A 16,541-nucleotide genomic window follows, 5' to 3' on the forward strand; every position below is an offset into this window, starting at 1 on the left:
TAATTGGTTACTTTCACAACGAGTGTGCCGCAAATCATGTCCCGGGAACAGCGGAACGCCAGTGTAAGCCGGGGAAAGACCGGCTCCGGCCGCTTCGGACGTCACACTTCGCCGCCGCACATCGTCACCTTCACAGGGCCGACGAGCATCCGTCACGGCCCGTAGGTGATCACTCACGGTGATGGAACTTCCGTGACAGGAGGTCCGCAGATGGCACGTCCCCCACGTCCCGCTTCTTCCCCCCGCCTGGCCGCCGTCGGCCGGGGCCTCGATGACCGGCTGGGAGGCGGCCGGTTCGGCGCCAAGGCCCTCCGGAAGGCCTTCCCCGACCACTGGAGCTTCCTGCTCGGCGAGATCGCCCTGTACGCGTTCGTCGTCATCCTGCTGTCGGGTGTGTTCCTGACGCTGTTCTTCAAACCCAGCGCCACCCAGGTGGTCTACGACGGCTCCTATGAGCATCTGCGCGGCGTGCGGATGAGCGAGGCGTACGCCTCCACCCTGCACATCTCCTTCGACGTGCGGGGCGGGCTGCTGGTCCGGCAGATCCACCACTGGGCGACCAACATCTTCCTGGCCGCCATCGTCGTCCATCTGCTGCGGCACTTCTTCACCGGGTCGTTCCGCAAGCCCCGCGACCTCAACTGGCTGATCGGGGTGCTGCTGTTCGTGCTGGTCATGCTGAACGGCCTGTTCGGCTACTCGCTCCCGGACGACCTGCTGTCCGGCACGGGCCTGCGCATCCTGGAGGGGGCGCTGCTGTCGATCCCGGTGGTCGGCTCCTACGCCACGATGTTCCTGTTCGGCGGCGAGTTCCCGGGCGAGGCGCTCATCCCCCGGCTGTTCACGATCCACGTCCTGCTGATCCCCGGCGTCCTGCTGGCCCTGATCCCGCTGCACGCCGTCGTGCTCACCTGGCGGCAGACCCACACCACCTTCCCCGGACGGGGCGCCACCGAACGGACGCAGCGGGGGTATCCGTTCTTCCCCGTCTTCGTCGCCAAGACGACCGCCTTCCTGCTGTTCGTCTTCGGCGTGGTCGCGTTCCTGGCGACCTTCTTCCAGATCAACCCGGTGTGGCTGTACGGGCCGTACGACCCGGGCGCCATCAGTGCCGGCTCCCAGCCCGACTGGTACATGGGCTGGCTGGAGGGCGCGCTGCGGATGATGCCCGCTTGGGAGATCAATCTGTGGGGCCACACGCTGGTGCTGAGCGTGCTCGTCCCCGCCCTGGTGGTGCCCGGCCTGCTGTTCACCGGCCTGGCCGTGTACCCGTTCGTCGAACGCTGGGTCACCGGCGACAGGGCGGACCACCACCTGCTCGACCGGCCCCGCGACGTGCCCGCGCGCACCGGCGTCGGCACGGCCGGGATCGTCTTCTACGGGACGCTGTGGGCCGCCGGAGGCAACGACGTCATTGCGGAGACCTTCCACATCCCGCTGTTCTGGACGACCTGGTTCTTCCGCGCGGTCCTGGTCCTCGGCCCGGTGCTGGGCTACGTCGTCGCGTACCGGATCTGCCTGGGCCTCCAGCACCGCGACCGCCTGCTCATCGAGCACGGCCTGGAGACCGGCGTCATCCGGCTGTCGCCCACCGGCGCCTACGACGAGGTCCAGCGCCGGCTGCCGGCCGAGGCGACGGCCCACCTCACCGACGCGAAGCGGCCCGCTGCGATCGCCATGGTGGAACGCCCGGAACTCGCCGGCATCCGGCCGCCCGAGTCCCGGGGCGTCCTGACCAGGGTCCGTACGACCCTCAACCGCCGTTTCGCCGCGGACCTCGCCGAACGCCCGCACGACGACGCCTGACCCGCCCACCGGACCGGGCACGAGCCGCGCACTCCCGCACCCCTTCGCTCTTGACCGCCAACTACTCGCTGATGCAAAGTAATCTGCAACAGAGAGATGAGGAGGACGGTCGATGACCGAAGAATCCCCCCGGCAAGTGCTGGACGAGGTGGAGCGGCTGGGCCGGCTCACCCGGGCCCGAGCGCACGGGGCGGCCGTGCCGTTCGCCGTGTTCGGCCTGCTGACACTGCTGTCCGCGGTGCTGTACGAGTCCCCGTTCGGCTGGAGCGCGCCCATCGGTGAGATCGGCGGAGGAGGCGCCTACTCCCTGATACCGGACTGGACGGCGAGCGGCTACGCCGGGCTGGAGGGCAACGACCGCTCCGCCGCCGTCTCCATCGCGTTCTGGCTGATCGTGGGGCCGCTGTGCTACCTCGGCTGCGCCTGGTGGTACCGGGAGCGCGCCGAGCGGGTCGGGCTGGCCATGCGCTGGCGCCCCTGGGTCATCGTCGGCCTGGCGCTGCTGGTGATGATGCTGCTCGGCGTGTACCTGCGCGGGCTGCCCGGCGGGCCGCTCCCTGCGTCCCCGCAGAACGTGATCGGCCCGCTGCCGGCCGTCGCCCTCGGCCTGCTGGTCCTGGCCTGGGCCGAACGGAGCCGGGGCCTGGCCGCGTCCGCGCTGGTCTACGGCACACTGTCGACGATGATGAACGTCTACGGACTCGGCCAGATCCCCGGCGGCACGATCGATCCGCTCACCTGGCCCGGCAACAACCTCGTCCTGCTGGCGGCCGTGCTCCTGGTCGGCGCACTGGCCTCCCACCTGCACACGTCGGCCCGCCTGCGGGCCGCCACCGTCCAGCCCGCATGAACGAGGACACCGAAAGCGTTCCGCACCCCACGCAACGCCTCAACGACACCGTCCACCACCGCACCCGGCTGGGCATCATGGCCGTCCTGCGCGAGGTCGACCGTGCCGAGTTCGGCCACCTCCGCGACACGCTGGACCTCACCGACGGCAACCTGTCCCGCCACATCCGCACCCTGGAGCAGGCCGGATACGTCGAGATCCACAAGGGTTACCACGGCCGCCGCCCCCGCACCTGGCTCAGCCTGACCGATCAGGGCGCCCAGGCGCTGACCGAGGAAGTGGCCGCGCTCAAGGCCCTGGTGGCCCGCCTGGACGACCCCCCCTCGGCGTGAGCGGACGGCCCCGGCCCACCGGTGCGGCCCCGGCCCGCGGTTGCGGGCCGGGGCCGCACGAGGGGCAGGGCGGCCGCGGTCCCCGAGCCACGGCCGTCCCGCCGGGGGTCTCACTACTGGCGGTAGAGAGTGATCATGTCCTCGCCGAAGCGCTCACGGGCGGCGGGGTCGTCGATGCCCTGGTGCTCGGCGGTGGCGCCGACGAGGACGCCGACCTTGCCGATGTGGTTGTTGGTCTGGACGGCGCGGACGGCCTCGGCGGTCTGCTCCATCGGGTAGACCTTCGACAGCGTCGGGTAGAGCATGCCGAGCTGGAACAGCCGGTTGGTCTCGATGGCCTCCTGGTAGTTGAAGCCATGGCTGCCGACGATGCTCTTGACGTTCATCCACAGGTACCGGTTGTCGTACTCGTGCCGGTAGCCGGTGCTGGAGCCGCAGGTCACCACCTTGCCGCCGCGGCGGGCGACATAGGTGGAGGCGCCGAAGGTCTCCCGGCCCAGGTACTCGAACACGATGTGCGGGTCCTCGCCGGTCAGGCGGCGGATCTCCTCGCCGAGGCGGCGCCACGCCTTGGGGTGGTTCATGCCGCGGTCGCCGAAGTCGATCTCGGACCGGTTGAGCACGTGCTCACAGCCCTGGCGGCGGACCAGCTCGGCCTTCTCCTCGGAGGAGACCACCGCGACCGGGATGCCGCCGGCCTGCTTGACCAGCTGCACCGCGTACGAGCCGAGACCCCCGGTGGCGCCCCACACCAGCACGACGTCGCCCATCTTCATGCGGGCGCCGTGCCCGCCGATGAGCATCCGGTAGGCGGTGCCGGCGCACAACGTGTTGGCCGCCGACTCCTCCCACGACAGGTGGGCGGGCTTGGGCATCAACTGGTGGGCCTTGACGATGCAGTACTGGCCGAACGCGCCGTAGTTGTTCTCGTAGCCCCAGGCCAGCGGCTCGTGGGTGAGGACGCCGTCCTCCTGGATGATGGGGTCCTGGTCGTCCACGATGGCCGGGGAGACGACCACCTTGTCGCCGACCTTGTAGTGCCGCACCATCGACCCGGTGCGGACCACGACCCCGGCGGCGTCGGAGCCGAACACGTGGTACGGCAGCTCGTGGCGGCGGTCGCGCTGGCCGAGCTTGTTGAGGAAGTAGAAGGTCGGGATCGGCTCGAAGATGGCCGTCCAGACCGAGTTGAAGTTGACCGCCGCGGACATCACCGCGACCAGCGCCTCGTCCGGCGCCAGCTCCGGCATGTCGACCTCGCCGACATGGATCGAGCGGCGCACGTCCTTGTCGGTCTCGCCCTCGAAGATGCCGATCTCGTCGAGGCGGGTGTAGGCGGCCTGGAACCGGGTGGGGACCTCGCAGTCGAGCAGCTCGGCGGGGGAGGCGCCAGATCGTACGGCGTCGAGCAGTTCAGACATCGTTCACCTTTTCCGGGGAGGCGGAGCGGTCGGGATGGTGCGGGGTCAGACGGCTCCGGCGGTGCCGTCCGCGTCCGGGCCCGGGGTCTCGGGGGCTCCGGTGGCCAGCTGCTGCGCCAGGTGCGCCGCGACGACGTCCACGGCGGGCGGGTCCAGCAGGTTGAGGTGGTGGGCCCCGGCGATCGTGACGATCTCCAGGCCGGCGCAGTACGGCCCGAACCGGTTGGTGGGGTCGGGCACGTAGCGGGCGTCCTTCACCGCCCAGGGGGTCTCCTCCGGAGCGCGGTAAAGCACCACCCGGCCGTCGTAGGGCTGCGGCCGGTAGGCCTCCAGCGAGCGGGTGTCCTGGTGGGAGGTGAGCTGGTGGTGCAGCACGGCCGGGGGCAGCAGCTCGGCGAGCCCGGCCGCCCGCTCCATCACCAGCGCGAACTGGTCTTCCTCGGACCGGCCCGCCAGCTCCTCGTAGCGCAGCTCAGCGCCCAGCCCGTAGGTCTCGTTGAGGTAGTCGGCGAACGCGGCGAACCGGCGGGCCAGCGTGTCGGCCTCGTCCTCGACCTCGTGCGGGATGCCGGCGTCGAACAACGCCACCAGCTCGACCTCGCGGCCGGCCGCGGTGAGCTGCCGGGCGGTCTCGTAGGCCAGCACGCCGCCGAACGACCAGCCGGCGAGCCGGAAGGGGCCCTCCGGCTGCGCCCGGACCAGATGCTCGACGTAGCGGGCGGCCCGTTCCTCGACGCTGGGGGCGTCGTCGAACCGTTCGAGGCCGAACACCGGCTGGTCGTCGCCGAGCAGCGCGGCCAGCTGCCGGTAGCAGGCGGTGGTGCCGCCGGCCGGGTGCGCGATGAAGATCGGGAGCCGGCCGGGGCGGCCCGGCCGCAGCGGCCGGACGGTCTGCCGGGCGGCCTCCTCGTCCACCGCGCGGATCAGCGCGGCGACCCCCTCGGCGGTCGGCGTGGCCAGCACCTGCGAGCGGTTCAGGTCGCCGCCCAGCTCGCGGGCCAGCGCGGCGACCACCTGGTCGGCCCGGTGGTCGTCGCCGCCGAGCTCGAAGAAGTCGGCGGTGACGCTGACCCGTTCCAGGCCCAGCACGTCCTCGAAGATCCGCACGGCGAGCCGCTCGGCGGCGTCGCGCGGCATCACATAGCCCGCCTCGGCGTTGGAGACCGCCGAGGGGCGCGGGCCGGTGCGTTCGCCGATGCCCAGCTCCCCGGCCGCCCAGTCCTCGATGGCGTCGATGCTCGCGCCCTGCAACAGCAGCGCGGCCGGGACGGTCAGCCCCAGGTCGTGCTCGACCCCGCTCTTGATCCGTACCGCGACCAGCGAGTCGATGCCCAGGTCGGTGAGCGGCGTCGCCGGGTCCAGCCGTTCGGGCGGATAGCCGAGGACGGAGGCGATGCGGTGGCGGACGCGGGCGGCGATGGCGGCGCGGGCGGCATCGGCGTCCATCTCGCGGAGCGCGGCGACGCCGGGCCAGTCGGCCGTGTCGTCGTCGCCGGCGTCGGCGGCCGCCACCAGCGCCGCGAAGTACGGCAGCCGCCTGATCTCGGGGAACAGGTCCACCGCCGTGGCCGGGTCGAAGCGCAGCACGCCGGTGGCGGCCCGGTCGTGGGCCAGCAGCGCCTCCAGCGCCTCGGCGCCCTCCTGCGGGCTGATCGGGTCGAGCACGGTGACCGACAGCTCGGCCGCCCCGCCCACCTGGGACCAGGTGCCCCAGTTGACGGTGGTGCCGGTCAGGCCGTGCGCCCGCCGCCAGGCGACCAGCGCGTCCAGCGCGGCGTTGGCGGCGGCGTAGGACGCCTGGCCCGGGGAGCCGAGCAGCGCCGCGGCCGAGGAGTGCACCACGAAAAAGTCCAGGTCGGCCTCTGCTCCGGCCTCCTGCAGCGCCTCGTGCAGCCGCCACGCCCCGGCCACCTTCGGCGACCAGACCCGGTGCAGGTCGTCGGCACCCAGGTCGGCGATGAGCCGGTCGTCCAGCCCTGCCGCGCCGTGCACGACGCCGCGCAGCCGCTCGCCGCCCTCGACGGCTACGGAGACCAGCCGTTCGGCCACGCCGGGGGCGGCGATGTCGCCGAGGACCACACCGACGTCCACGCCGCTCTCGCGCAGCTCGGCGATCACCTTCTCGGCGTCGGGGCCGGGCCCGCCGCGGCCGGACAGCACGATCCGGCCCGCGCCGCGCTCGGCCAGCAGCCGCGCGACGACCAGGCCGATGCCGCCGTAGCCGCCGGTGATGACGTACGCGCCGCCGCGCCGCACGACCCGGCGGGGCCGGGTGTCCCCGCTGTCCGGCAGCGCGGCCCGGTCCAGGCGGGCCACGCGGCGGACGCCGTCGCGCCAGGCGACCTCGGTGGCGTCGGCGTCGCCGAGCAGCTCGGTCACCAGGGCGGCCGGGTCGTCGACGTCCACGAGGGTGGCCTTCAGCGACGCCCGCTCGAACCCGAGCACACGGGTCAGCGCACGCACGAAACCCTGCCGGGGGTGGCCGGCCTCGCCATCGCGGACGGGCAGCGCCTCCCGGGTGGCCACCCACAGCCGGGTACCGTCCGGGACGCTCCGGCTCACCCCGGCGACCATCAGCACGAGTTCCTCGTCCACCAGGTCGGGGGACGGGACCAGCACGACGCCGGTCGGCGGCTGCTCCATCGGCGGGTGGTCGTCGGGGGGACGCCGGGTGAGGGCGTGCCGGACGACATGCCCGCCGCGTGCGCGCAGCCCGGCGTCGAGCGCGTCGGCGAACGCGTCGCCGTCCCCGGCGAGCACCAGCCAGGTGCCCTCGGTGGCGGACGGGTCGGGTGCGCCGGTCTCGTCCCAGACCAGCTCGACGAGCTTGTCGGCGAGCGGCACGGGGATGTCGGCCCGTTCGACTTTGCGCAGGGTGATGCCGGTGGCCTCGATCAGCACGTCGCCTTCGGGGCTGAGCAGCCGCAGCGCGCCGGTGACCTCGTCGTCGTGGACGACCGAGACCTGGCAGTGCCCGCCCCGGTGGGTGGGTCCGTGCACGCGCAGGCTGCCGATGGTCTCCGCCAGCCAGGTGCCGGTCTCGACCACGGCGGCCTCGGCGTACAGGGCGGCCAGGCAGCGGCCGAACACCTCCGGATGCACCCGATAGTGCCTGGACCCCCGCGTGCTGGCTCCAACCCCCTGACGGGGGCCCGCCCCCGCCGACGCGGCGGCGACGTCGATGACCGGACCGGCCGGGCCATCGCCGGGGGGACGGTGGTCGGGGCCGACGTCGGCGCTGGCCAGCCGCGTCCACCGGCCCGCGGCGCTCAGCGCGTGGATCTCCACCCGCTGGTCGGCCTCGTTGAACGTGGTGGTGACGGTGGCGTGCTCGCCCAGCGCGAGCGGCCGTTCCATCCACAGGCTGTTGACGCGGACGTCGCCGGTGCCGAGCGCGTGCGCCCCGGCGGCCAGCGCCATCTCCGCCAGCGCGGCGGGCGGCAGGACCGTCAGCCCGTGCACGCCGGTCGCGGCGATCCACGGCTGGGCGGCGGTGCCGACGTCGCCGCGCCAGGCGTGCCGGTCCTCGCCGGGCAGCTCCACGTGCGCGCCGAGCAGCGGATGCTCGTCGCGGCCGGTGGAACGGCGGGCGGCCGGCTCGGCCCAGTGGTGCTCGTGCCACCAACGCGCGGGCGGCAGCTCGATGACCGAACCGGCGGGCTCGGCCGTCTGGTAGCCGTTGGCCGTCAGCGTGGCGAGCTGGGCGTGGAAGGTGAGGGTGTCGTCGGTCGGCTGACCCTTGGGCGCCCGCTTGAGCGTGTGGGTGACCAGCGCGCCGGTGCCCTCCAGCGTCTCGGTGAGCGCGGCGGCCAGGATCGGATGCGCGTTGACCTCGACGAACGTACGGTGCCCGTCGTCGGCGGCGGCGCTGACCGCACCGGTGAGCCGCACCGGGTTGCGCAGGTTGGCCGCCCAGTAGTCGGCGTCCAGGGTGCCGGCGGCGCGCGGGTCCTCCAGGGCGGTGGAGTAGAACGCGATGCCGGGGGCCAGCGGGGTGCCCTCCTCGGCGGCGATGTCGGCGAGGGCCTCGCGCAGCTCGGGCAGCAGCGGCTCGGTCTGCGGGGAGTGCCCGGCGCCCTCGGCCTTGACCATCCGGGCCAGCCGGCCTTCGGCCTCGGCCCGTTCCACGATGGCGGCGATCTGGTCGGCGTCGCCGGTGACCACCGTCTGCCGGGGCGAGGAGAACACGGCCGGGTACACGTCCGGCAGGTCGTGGGCCAGCGCCCGGACCTCCTCCTCGGACGCGCCGAGCATCGCCATCGCGCCACCGCCCACCAGCCGCAGCATCAGCTTGGTACGGCGGCAGATGACCTTGACCCCGTCCTCCAGGGTGAGCTTCCCGGCGACCACGGCGGCGGCGATCTCGCCCATCGAGTGCCCGACCACGGCGGCCGGGGTGACGCCGTAGGACGCCCACATCCGGGCCAGCCCGACCTGGATGCCGAACAGCGCCATCATCACGTGCGCCGGATGGGGCTTGGCCTCACCGCTCTCGATGAACTCCCACAGGGAGAACCCGCCCTCCTCCTGCATCAGCGGGTCGATGTCGTCGATGGCCTCGGTGAAGGCCGACTCCTCCTGCAGCAGCCGGCGCGCCATCTCCGGACGTTGCGCCCCGTACCCGGAGAACACCCAGACCGGCGGGCGCGGCATGCCCAGCGCGGTGCCCGACACCACGGACGGATGCGGCTCACCGGCGGCCAGCGCGTTCAGCCCGTCCCGCAGCCCGGCCCGGTCGCGGGCGACCACGGCGGCGCGGGCGCGGCCCCGGCCGCCACGGCGGTGCAGCGTGTGCGCCAGGTCCCCGAGCGGGACGTCCTCGTTCGCCTCGACCCAGGCGGCCAGGTCTGCGGCGTGCGCGGGGATCCGGTCGGCGGCGGTGTCCGACAGCGGGAACGAGCGGACCAGAGCGGAGTCGGACGGGACCTGCCGGGGCGGGGCCTCCTCCAGGATCACGTGCGCGTTCGTCCCGCCGAAGCCGAAGCCCGACACGCCCGCGCGGGCCGGGTGGCCCCGCCGGGGCCACGGGGTCTCCTCGGCGGTGACCGCCAGCCGCATCTCCTCGAACGGGATGTGCGGGTTGGGCTCCTTGAAGTGCAGGCTCGGCGGGATCGTCCGGTGGTGCAGCGCCAGCACGGCCTTGATCAGCCCGGCGATCCCGGCGGCCGACTCCATGTGGCCCAGGTTGGACTTGGCCGAGCCGATCAGCAGCGGCTCGTCCTCGGCGCGGCCGCCGCCCGCGCCCAGCACCTCGCCGAGCGCGCGGGCCTCGATCGGGTCGCCCAGGAACGTGCCGGTGCCGTGCGCCTCGACGTAGTCGACCTCGCGCGGGTCCACGCCGCAGGCCGCGTACACCTCGCGCAGCAGCGCCTTCTGCGCCTCGGAGTTGGGGGCCACCAGCCCGTTGGAGCGGCCGTCGGAGTTGACGCCCGTTCCCCGGATGACCGCCAGCACCCGGTCGCCGTCGCGGACCGCGTCCGACAGGCGCTTGAGCACGACGGCGCCGCAGCCCTCGGCGCGGACCATCCCGTCGGCAGAGGCGTCGAACGCCTTGCAGCGGCCGTCGGGGGACGTGCCGCCGCCTTGGTCGAACGTCATCGTGACGGTCGGCGACAGCAGCAGGTTGACCCCGCCGGCCAGCGCCACGTCGGCGTCCCCGGCGCGCAGCGCGCGCACCGCCAGGTGGGCCGACACCAGGGAGGACGAGCAGGCGGTGTCAACGATCATGCTGGGGCCGCGCAGGTCCAGCAGGTACGACAGCCGGTTGGCGATGATGCTGAGTGCGGCGCCGGTGGTGGTGAACGGCTCCACCAAGGTCAGGTCGGAGGCGGTGAACGCGGCGTACTCCGGCGCCGAGACGCCCACGAACACGCCGGTGCGAGTGCCGCGCAGCCGTGCCGGGGCCAGGCCCGCGTGCTCGAACGCCTCCCAGGCCACCTCCAGGACGAGCCGCTGCTGCGGGTCCATCAGCTGGGCCTCGCCCGGGGTGATGCCGAAGAAGCGGGCGTCGAAGCCGGCCAGGTCGTCCAGGAACCCGCCCAGCCTGGTGGTGCGTGCCAGCAGGTCGCCGACCTCGGGCGAGCCGTCGTCGAAGGCGTCCCAGCGGCCGTCGGGGACCTCGCGGATCGCGTCGCCCTCACCGAGCAGGAAGCGCCAGTACGCCTGCGGCCCGGACAGGTCGCCGCGCGCCCCGCCGGGGAAGCGGCAGCCGATGCCGATCACGGCGATCGGCTCGTCGGGCGCGGCGTCCCTGGCGGGCGGGGCGACGGGCGCGGGGGCGGTCTGGCCGCCCGCCAGCGCGGTGGCCAGCCCGTTGATCGTGGGGTGCTCCCACACCAGGGTGGCGGGCAGCGCGCGGCCGAGCAGTTGCTCCAGCTCGCCGGCGATGGCGACGGCGTCGCGGGAGGCGAGCCCGAACTCCTCAACAGGACGGTCGGGATCGACCTCGGCGGCCGTGATCCTGGAGCGACGCGCGATCTGCTCGATCAGGTACTGACGAACCGAATCCTCGGTGATCCGCGTCTCGTCCGGCGCGACTCCAGAACGATCGTTCGACTGCATGGGTGCGGTTCCCCCAACGATGAAGCCCGGATCGTTCGAAGCAGGAGGGACCACCTTGTCCTACTTCGACCACCTCTTGATGCGCACCCAGCCCACTTTTCTCGGTGGTCACCTGTCACGGACAAGACAAGACCCCCAAGGGGCTGATGTGGCCATATGGGATGGTCGCCATCCTGTGTCCGGATAGCGTATAGGGACTGGATTGGTGACGCGGTGCGAACGAATCGTCATCTTGATCGACACCCCGGTATAGGAGGACGCGGCGGCGCCCCGAGCGGGCGGTCCGCCGCCAAGACCCGTTGACCCGCGGCCGATACAGATGGGCGCTGGCGGTGGTGGCCGTCAGCGCCTTCATGATCACCATGGACAACACGGTGGTCGCGATCGCCCAGGAGAGCATCCGCAAGGACCTGGGGCTCAACTACTCCGAGCTGCGTTGGGTGACGGTCGGCTACATCCTGATGTTCTCCTGCCTGATGATCGCCGGGGGCAGGCTGACCGACATCTACGGCTGCCGCGTCACCTACGTCACCGGCATGACGATCTTCACCGGGGCCTCGGCGGTGTGCGGGCTGGCCGGCTCGGACGCGGTGCTGATCCTGGCCCGGGTGGTGCAGGGCGCCGGCTCGGCCCTGGCGCTGCCCGCCACCCTGGTCATGGTCACCGTGGGCCGCTCGGACCGGCAGCGCGCACTGGGCCAGATCACCTGGCTGGCCTCGCTGGCGCTGGCCATGGCCGGCGGCCCCAGCATCGGCGGGATCATCGTCGAGCACTGGCACTGGGGCTGGATCTTCCTGATCAACGTACCGGTGGGCGTGGTGGTGATCGGGCTGGGCCTGGTGGTGCTGGTCGGCCGGGACAACACCGAGGGCGTCCCGGTGGACCTGCCCGGCGTGCTGCTGTCGGCCACCACGCTGTTCGCCTTCGTCTACGCCTTCCACGTCGGCACCGACCTCGGCTTCACCGACCCGGCCGTGCTGAGCGTGCTGGCGCTGGCCGCCGTCGCCGCGGCCTGCTTCGTGGTGGTGGAGTCCTGGGCCCCCGACCCAATGATCGACCTGGGGTTCTTCCGCAACCGGGTGTTCTCCGGCGGGATCGTCACCTCGATGCTGTGGGGCATCGGGTTCAACGGGGTGATGTACTTCTCCTCGCTGTTCATGCAGACGGTGCTGGGGTTCCGGCCCACCACCGCGGCGCTGGCCTACGTCCCCTCGGCCCTGCTGGTGCTGGTGATGACGCCGGTGTCGTTCATGCTGGCGGCCAAGGTCGGGTCCCGGCTGACCATCTCCGTCGGCATGGTGCTGATGGCCGCCGGGATGGCGGCGTTCACCGCGCTGCGGCCCGGCCACGGGTTCGGCGAGCTGATGCCCGGCATCGCGCTGGTCAGCGTGGGCTCGGCGCTGACGCTGCCGCTGGCGATGTACGTGCTGAAGTCGGTGCCGGACGAACGGGCCGGGGTCGCCGGCGGCATCATCAACGTGGTCCGGGAACTGTCGGCCGGGATCGGCATCGCCGTGCTCGGCGTGGTCGTCGACACCCTGGAGCGGCACGCCGCGCAGTCCGGTGCGGGCCGGGCGGAGGCGTTCCGCCAGGGGGCCTCGGTGGGGCTGCTGGTGGGTGCCGGGCTGGTCATCATCGGCGCGGTGGTCAGCGCCCTGACCCTGCCCACCAAGCGGGAGGCCGGCGCCGCAGACGGCGCCAAGAAGCCCGAGCCCACGGCCGAGCCCGCCACCGAGCAGACGGCCGGGGCCGCCTCCAGGCCCGAGCCGATCCGCGAGCCGGAGCCGGTCGGCGTGGGCGCCCCCGTGTACGCGGCCCCGGTCACACCGGACACGCCGAACGATCCGGGCCGTCCGTCCGGCCCGGCCGACCCGATCCACCCAGAACAGCCGAACGACCTGAACGCGCCGGGCAGCTTGGGCGCGCCGGGCGGCTTGGATGCGCCGAGCGGGCTGAGCATGACCGACGGTCCGAGCAGCGCACACGAGACCGGCGGGCCCTTCGGACCGTCCGATCCCGTTCGTCCGGACCAGCCGGTCGCCACGGGCGACCTGAACGGGCCGCAGCAGTCCAGCGGCCGTTTCGGGCCAGTCGGTCCTACCCGTGCAGGCCGGCCGATCGCCGCGAACGACCAGAACAGACCGGCCAGACCCGGCGGTCCTGTCGGACCGGCCGATCCCGTTCGTCCAGAGCGGCCGATCAACGGGAACGACCCGAGCGGGCCTTCCGGGCCGATCGACGCCACCCGCCCGGACCTGCCGGTCATCGCGCACGGGCCGGACGGATCCGGTCGCCCGGGCCGACCCGGTGAGCCGGAAGTGCCGGACGCCACCGGGACGGGCGCCACCGGGACCGGTGGGAAGGGACGGGCCAGACGGCTCGTCAGGCGCACCCCCCGCTACGGCACCTCCTCGGCACGCTCGCAGAGGTCGTCCGACCCGCATGACCCGTCCGACCACCGGCAGCCGCCCCGCCTCCCGCGGCAGAGCGGGCAGTCCGGCTGGGAGCGGGCGTCCAGGGCGTCGGCGGAGCTGTGGCCCCCGCCTCCGCCCGGCTGGTACAAGCCGTACGATCCGGACGACTACTACGACGACCCCGGCTCCGAGGGCGACGACACCCGGCCTCCGCCCCTGCGCGGGGACGCCTGGTGAGGGACGGACCACGTCCGGCGCTTGTCCGGAAACCCACAAATCCGAACCCCGTTTGGCAGTCCGGCCGTATAACCGACGACCCGTACGTCGGGTAGCGTGCCGACCGCCCACGGACACGGGAGGGCCCCTTGCAGCAGACCATCGTGCTGTTCGCGCTGGGATCGCGTGGTGACATCCAGCCCTGCGTGGCGCTCGGGCAGGGCCTGGCGGCCCGGGGCGCGTCGGTGCGCGTCATCGCCGCCGCCCGTTACGCGAACCTGATCGCCGCCGCTGGTCTCGACCCGGCCCCGCTCAGCGTCGACCCCGCCGACCTGCTCAACACCGAGGAGGGCCAGGAACTGCTGGCCGGCGGCCGTAACCCGGTCCGGTTCCTACGCGGCATGAAGCGGGTCCTCGGCCCGCTGGCCGAACGGCTGCTGGCGGAGATCCGCACCGCCGCCCGGGGCGCCGACCTGGTCCTGGCCCCCAGCGCCGGCTGGCTGGGCGAACACCTCGGCGAGCACCTCGGCATCCCGTCGGCGGTGGTCCACTACCAGCCGAGCCACCCCACCCGGGCGTTCCCCCATCCGCTCGTACCGCAGGCCCGCCGCCTGGGACCGTGGGGCAACCGGCTGAGCTTCCAGGCCGTCGACCTGATCGCCTGGCTGCTGGCCGGGCGGTTCATCAACCCCTGGCGCCGCGCCGAGCTGGGGCTGCCGAAGGCATCGGCGCTCGGGCTCATGCGACGGGTGTACCGCGAGCGCCCCGCGCTGTGCTGCTTCAGCCCCACGGTGGTGCCGCGCCCGCGCGACTGGCCGTCCAACGTCCACCTGACCGGCTACTGGTTCTTGGACGAGCCCGACTACCGCCCCTCCGACGAGCTGGTCGCTTTCCTTGAGGCCGGCCCGCCTCCCGTCTACGTGGGGTTCGGCAGCATGGTCCCGGCCGAGCCCGAGGCCACCGACCGGCTCGTCCGCGCCGCCATCCGCATGGCGGGCGTCCGCGCCGTCATCATGGGCGACCCGAAGAACACACCCGTCTCCTCCGACGAGGACATCATGGTCGTCGAGGACGTCCCCCACTCGTGGCTGTTCCCCCGCATGGCCGCCGTCGTCCACCACGGCGGTGCCGGAACGACCGCCGCCGGCCTACGCGCCGGTGTCCCCACCGTCGTCTGCCCGTTCTTCGGCGACCAGCCCTACTGGGGCGAACGCGTGGCCGCCCTCCGCGCAGGCCCCGCCCCCATCCCCTTCCGCACCCTGTCCGTCCGCACCCTCGCCGAGGCCATCCGCCAGTCCATGCACGACCCCACCCTCCAGCTCGGCGCCAAGAACACAGGCCACCGCCTCTCCCAGGAGAACGGCACGGCAATGGCCTGCGACGTCATCGAGTCCCTCCTGACGCGCCGCTCTTAGTTCCCAGAGTTCTGCCAAGAACGGTGGCTACCTTCGGTCCGGTCACATCGGATCACGGAGGTGGACCATGTCTCGTGAAGGGTCGCGTAAGGGGTTGCGCAGGAGCTTGCCGGGTGCGGGGCTGGTGCTGGTGCTCGCGCTGACGGCCGTTCCCGCCGCCGCCGACACGGCCGAACCGTCGCCCGCCGACCAGCAGGGAGCCAAGTGGCTGTGCCAGCGGGTGGACAGGGCGGAGCAGCGGCTCGACAAGCTGATCGGCGTCTTCTCCGGCGGGCCGCAGACCCGTGGTTCGGTCGCGGAGCTGCGTGCCCGTGCCGACCGGATGCAGGAGCGGCGGCCGGAGCGGGCGGCGCGGCTCGACAAGCGGGCGGACCGCCGCGAGCAGCGGATCGGCAAGCTCAAGCAGCACCGGCAGGGCCTCGCCAAGGCCAAGCAGTGGTGCCTCTCCCAGGGCTTCCCCACGCATGACTGACCGGCTGCGGCGGCTACTGCTGACCGGCGTGGCCGCCGCCCTCCTGGCCGGCTGCACCACGGACCCGGCCACGTCCGGCCCCGCGTCACCGCAGGGCGGCACGACGATGCCCGCCGAGCTGGAGCGGATCGTGACCGACGCCGAGCGGGCCGCCCAGGACGGCGAACAGGACCTGCGCGAGCCGTGAGCCGGGCCGGTGAATGCGACCGCCGGACCGGTGCCGTCCGGGCCGTTGTCGCGGCAGGGTAGTGCCGGCCCGGCGGGACCATGCCCGCCGGGCCGGATCCTGGCCGGTGCCGAGCGGGCCGCCCGGGAGGGTGCGAGCCGTGCGGCGGTCCGGCGGGCCTACGCTGAGGGCGGTGGCGGGAGAACAATGGGGAGCAATCGGCGGATTCTGGTCGTGGACGACGACCCGGCGATTCTGCGGGCGCTGCGCCGGGGCCTGACGCTGGAGGGCTTCGAGGTCGCCGTCGCCGAGTGCGGGGAGGCCGCGCTGAAGGGGGCGGCGGGCGCCGACGCGATCGTGCTGGACGTGTCGCTGCCGGACCTGTCCGGGATCGAGGTATGCCGGACCCTGCAGGACGAGGGTGTCCAGGTGCCGATCCTGATGCTGTCGGCACTGGACGAGGTGGCCGACCGGGTCGCCGGGCTGGCCGCGGGCGCCGACGACTACCTGGTCAAGCCGTTCGACCTCACCGAGCTGGCGCTGCGGCTGCGCGCCCTGCTGCGCCGGGCCGCGCCCGCGGGTGGGCGGCTGCGGGTCGGGGCGCTGGTCGTCGATCCGCAGGCCCGGCGGGCCGTGCTGGGCGGGCGGGAGCTGGCGCTGACCCGCCGCGAGTTCGACCTGCTGGAGGTGCTGGCCTTCAACGCCGGCATGGTGCTGTCCCGGTCGGTGCTGCTGGAACGGGTGTGGGGCTACGACTTCCAGGTCACCGACAACGCCGTCGATACTTTCGTCGGCTATCTGCGACGCAAGCTGGAGGCGGGCGGCGAGCCCCGGATGCTGCACACCGTCCGGGGCGTCGGGTTCGTGCTGCGCGCTCCCGGCTGACGG

The 16,541-nt window shown here is 73.1% G+C and carries 10 protein-coding genes; 8 read left to right on the top strand and 2 right to left on the bottom strand.

Annotation, left to right across the window (positions count from 1 at the left end; translation table 11 throughout):
- The first annotated feature begins 210 nt into the window (after positions 1-210).
- From qcrB to C4U03_RS21510, 3 genes are all read left to right on the top strand, one after another.
- On the top strand, positions 211-1,806 hold the full coding sequence (qcrB, locus tag C4U03_RS21500) for a cytochrome bc1 complex cytochrome b subunit (protein WP_103939627.1): 1,596 nt from the start codon (positions 211-213) through the stop codon (positions 1,804-1,806).
- 112 nt (positions 1,807-1,918) lie between these two features.
- Entirely contained in the window at positions 1,919-2,656 is a 738-nt protein-coding gene (locus C4U03_RS21505) for a hypothetical protein (protein ID WP_146087458.1), read from the top strand.
- Positions 2,653-2,988 carry a winged helix-turn-helix domain-containing protein gene (locus tag C4U03_RS21510; protein ID WP_103939629.1) on the top strand — a complete coding sequence of 112 codons (336 nt, stop codon included), beginning with the start codon at positions 2,653-2,655 and terminating at the stop codon, positions 2,986-2,988. The genes C4U03_RS21505 and C4U03_RS21510 overlap by 4 nt, the downstream gene beginning before the upstream one ends.
- A gap of 113 nt (positions 2,989-3,101) precedes the next feature.
- Here C4U03_RS21510 and ccrA read toward each other — a convergent pair whose 3' ends face one another.
- Entirely contained in the window at positions 3,102-4,409 is a 1,308-nt protein-coding gene (ccrA, locus tag C4U03_RS21515; RefSeq protein WP_103939630.1) for a crotonyl-CoA carboxylase/reductase, read from the bottom strand.
- Between the two features lie 45 nt (positions 4,410-4,454).
- The gene (locus C4U03_RS21520; RefSeq protein ID WP_103939631.1) at positions 4,455-10,970 is read right to left on the bottom strand and encodes a type I polyketide synthase; all 6,516 of its coding nucleotides are present in this window, start codon (positions 10,968-10,970) and stop codon (positions 4,455-4,457) included.
- 299 nt (positions 10,971-11,269) lie between these two features.
- Here C4U03_RS21520 and C4U03_RS21525 point away from each other — a divergent pair, with 299 nt between their 5' ends.
- The 5 genes from C4U03_RS21525 (at position 11,270) to C4U03_RS21545 (ending at position 16,538) form a co-directional block, all read left to right on the top strand.
- A complete protein-coding gene (locus C4U03_RS21525) occupies positions 11,270-13,621 on the top strand; it encodes an MFS transporter (RefSeq protein ID WP_235018019.1) in 2,352 nt (783 codons plus the stop codon).
- Between the two features lie 128 nt (positions 13,622-13,749).
- The gene (locus C4U03_RS21530) at positions 13,750-15,015 is read left to right on the top strand and encodes a glycosyltransferase (RefSeq protein WP_103939632.1); all 1,266 of its coding nucleotides are present in this window, start codon (positions 13,750-13,752) and stop codon (positions 15,013-15,015) included.
- Positions 15,016-15,082: 67 nt separating this feature from the next.
- On the top strand, positions 15,083-15,487 hold the full coding sequence (locus tag C4U03_RS21535) for a hypothetical protein (RefSeq protein WP_146087459.1): 405 nt from the start codon (positions 15,083-15,085) through the stop codon (positions 15,485-15,487).
- Positions 15,480-15,674 (top strand): hypothetical protein, encoded by a 195-nt coding sequence (locus C4U03_RS21540; RefSeq protein WP_103939634.1) that lies wholly within the window; start codon positions 15,480-15,482, stop codon positions 15,672-15,674. Before C4U03_RS21535 ends, C4U03_RS21540 begins: the two co-directional genes overlap by 8 nt.
- A 186-nt stretch (positions 15,675-15,860) precedes the next feature.
- Complete coding sequence (locus C4U03_RS21545; RefSeq protein ID WP_103939635.1) at positions 15,861-16,538, top strand: response regulator transcription factor; 678 nt, start codon at positions 15,861-15,863, stop codon at positions 16,536-16,538.
- The last annotated feature ends 3 nt before the right edge of the window (positions 16,539-16,541 follow it).

Source organism: Thermomonospora echinospora, assembly GCF_900108175.1.
GTDB classification, from domain to species: Bacteria; Actinomycetota; Actinomycetes; order Streptosporangiales; family Streptosporangiaceae; genus Thermomonospora; species Thermomonospora echinospora.

Bases quoted from the DNA above. Each gene is read 5' to 3' on its own strand.
- qcrB (WP_103939627.1), top strand. From the start codon at position 211: ATGGCACGTCCCCCACGTCCCGCTTCTTCCCCCCGCCTGGCCGCCGTC.
- C4U03_RS21505 (WP_146087458.1), top strand. From the start codon at position 1,919: ATGACCGAAGAATCCCCCCGGCAAGTGCTGGACGAGGTGGAGCGGCTG.
- C4U03_RS21510 (WP_103939629.1), top strand. From the start codon at position 2,653: ATGAACGAGGACACCGAAAGCGTTCCGCACCCCACGCAACGCCTCAAC.
- ccrA (WP_103939630.1), bottom strand. From the start codon at position 4,409: ATGTCTGAACTGCTCGACGCCGTACGATCTGGCGCCTCCCCCGCCGAG.
- C4U03_RS21520 (WP_103939631.1), bottom strand. From the start codon at position 10,970: ATGCAGTCGAACGATCGTTCTGGAGTCGCGCCGGACGAGACGCGGATC.
- C4U03_RS21535 (WP_146087459.1), top strand. From the start codon at position 15,083: ATGTCTCGTGAAGGGTCGCGTAAGGGGTTGCGCAGGAGCTTGCCGGGT.
- C4U03_RS21540 (WP_103939634.1), top strand. From the start codon at position 15,480: ATGACTGACCGGCTGCGGCGGCTACTGCTGACCGGCGTGGCCGCCGCC.
- C4U03_RS21545 (WP_103939635.1), top strand. From the start codon at position 15,861: ATGGGGAGCAATCGGCGGATTCTGGTCGTGGACGACGACCCGGCGATT.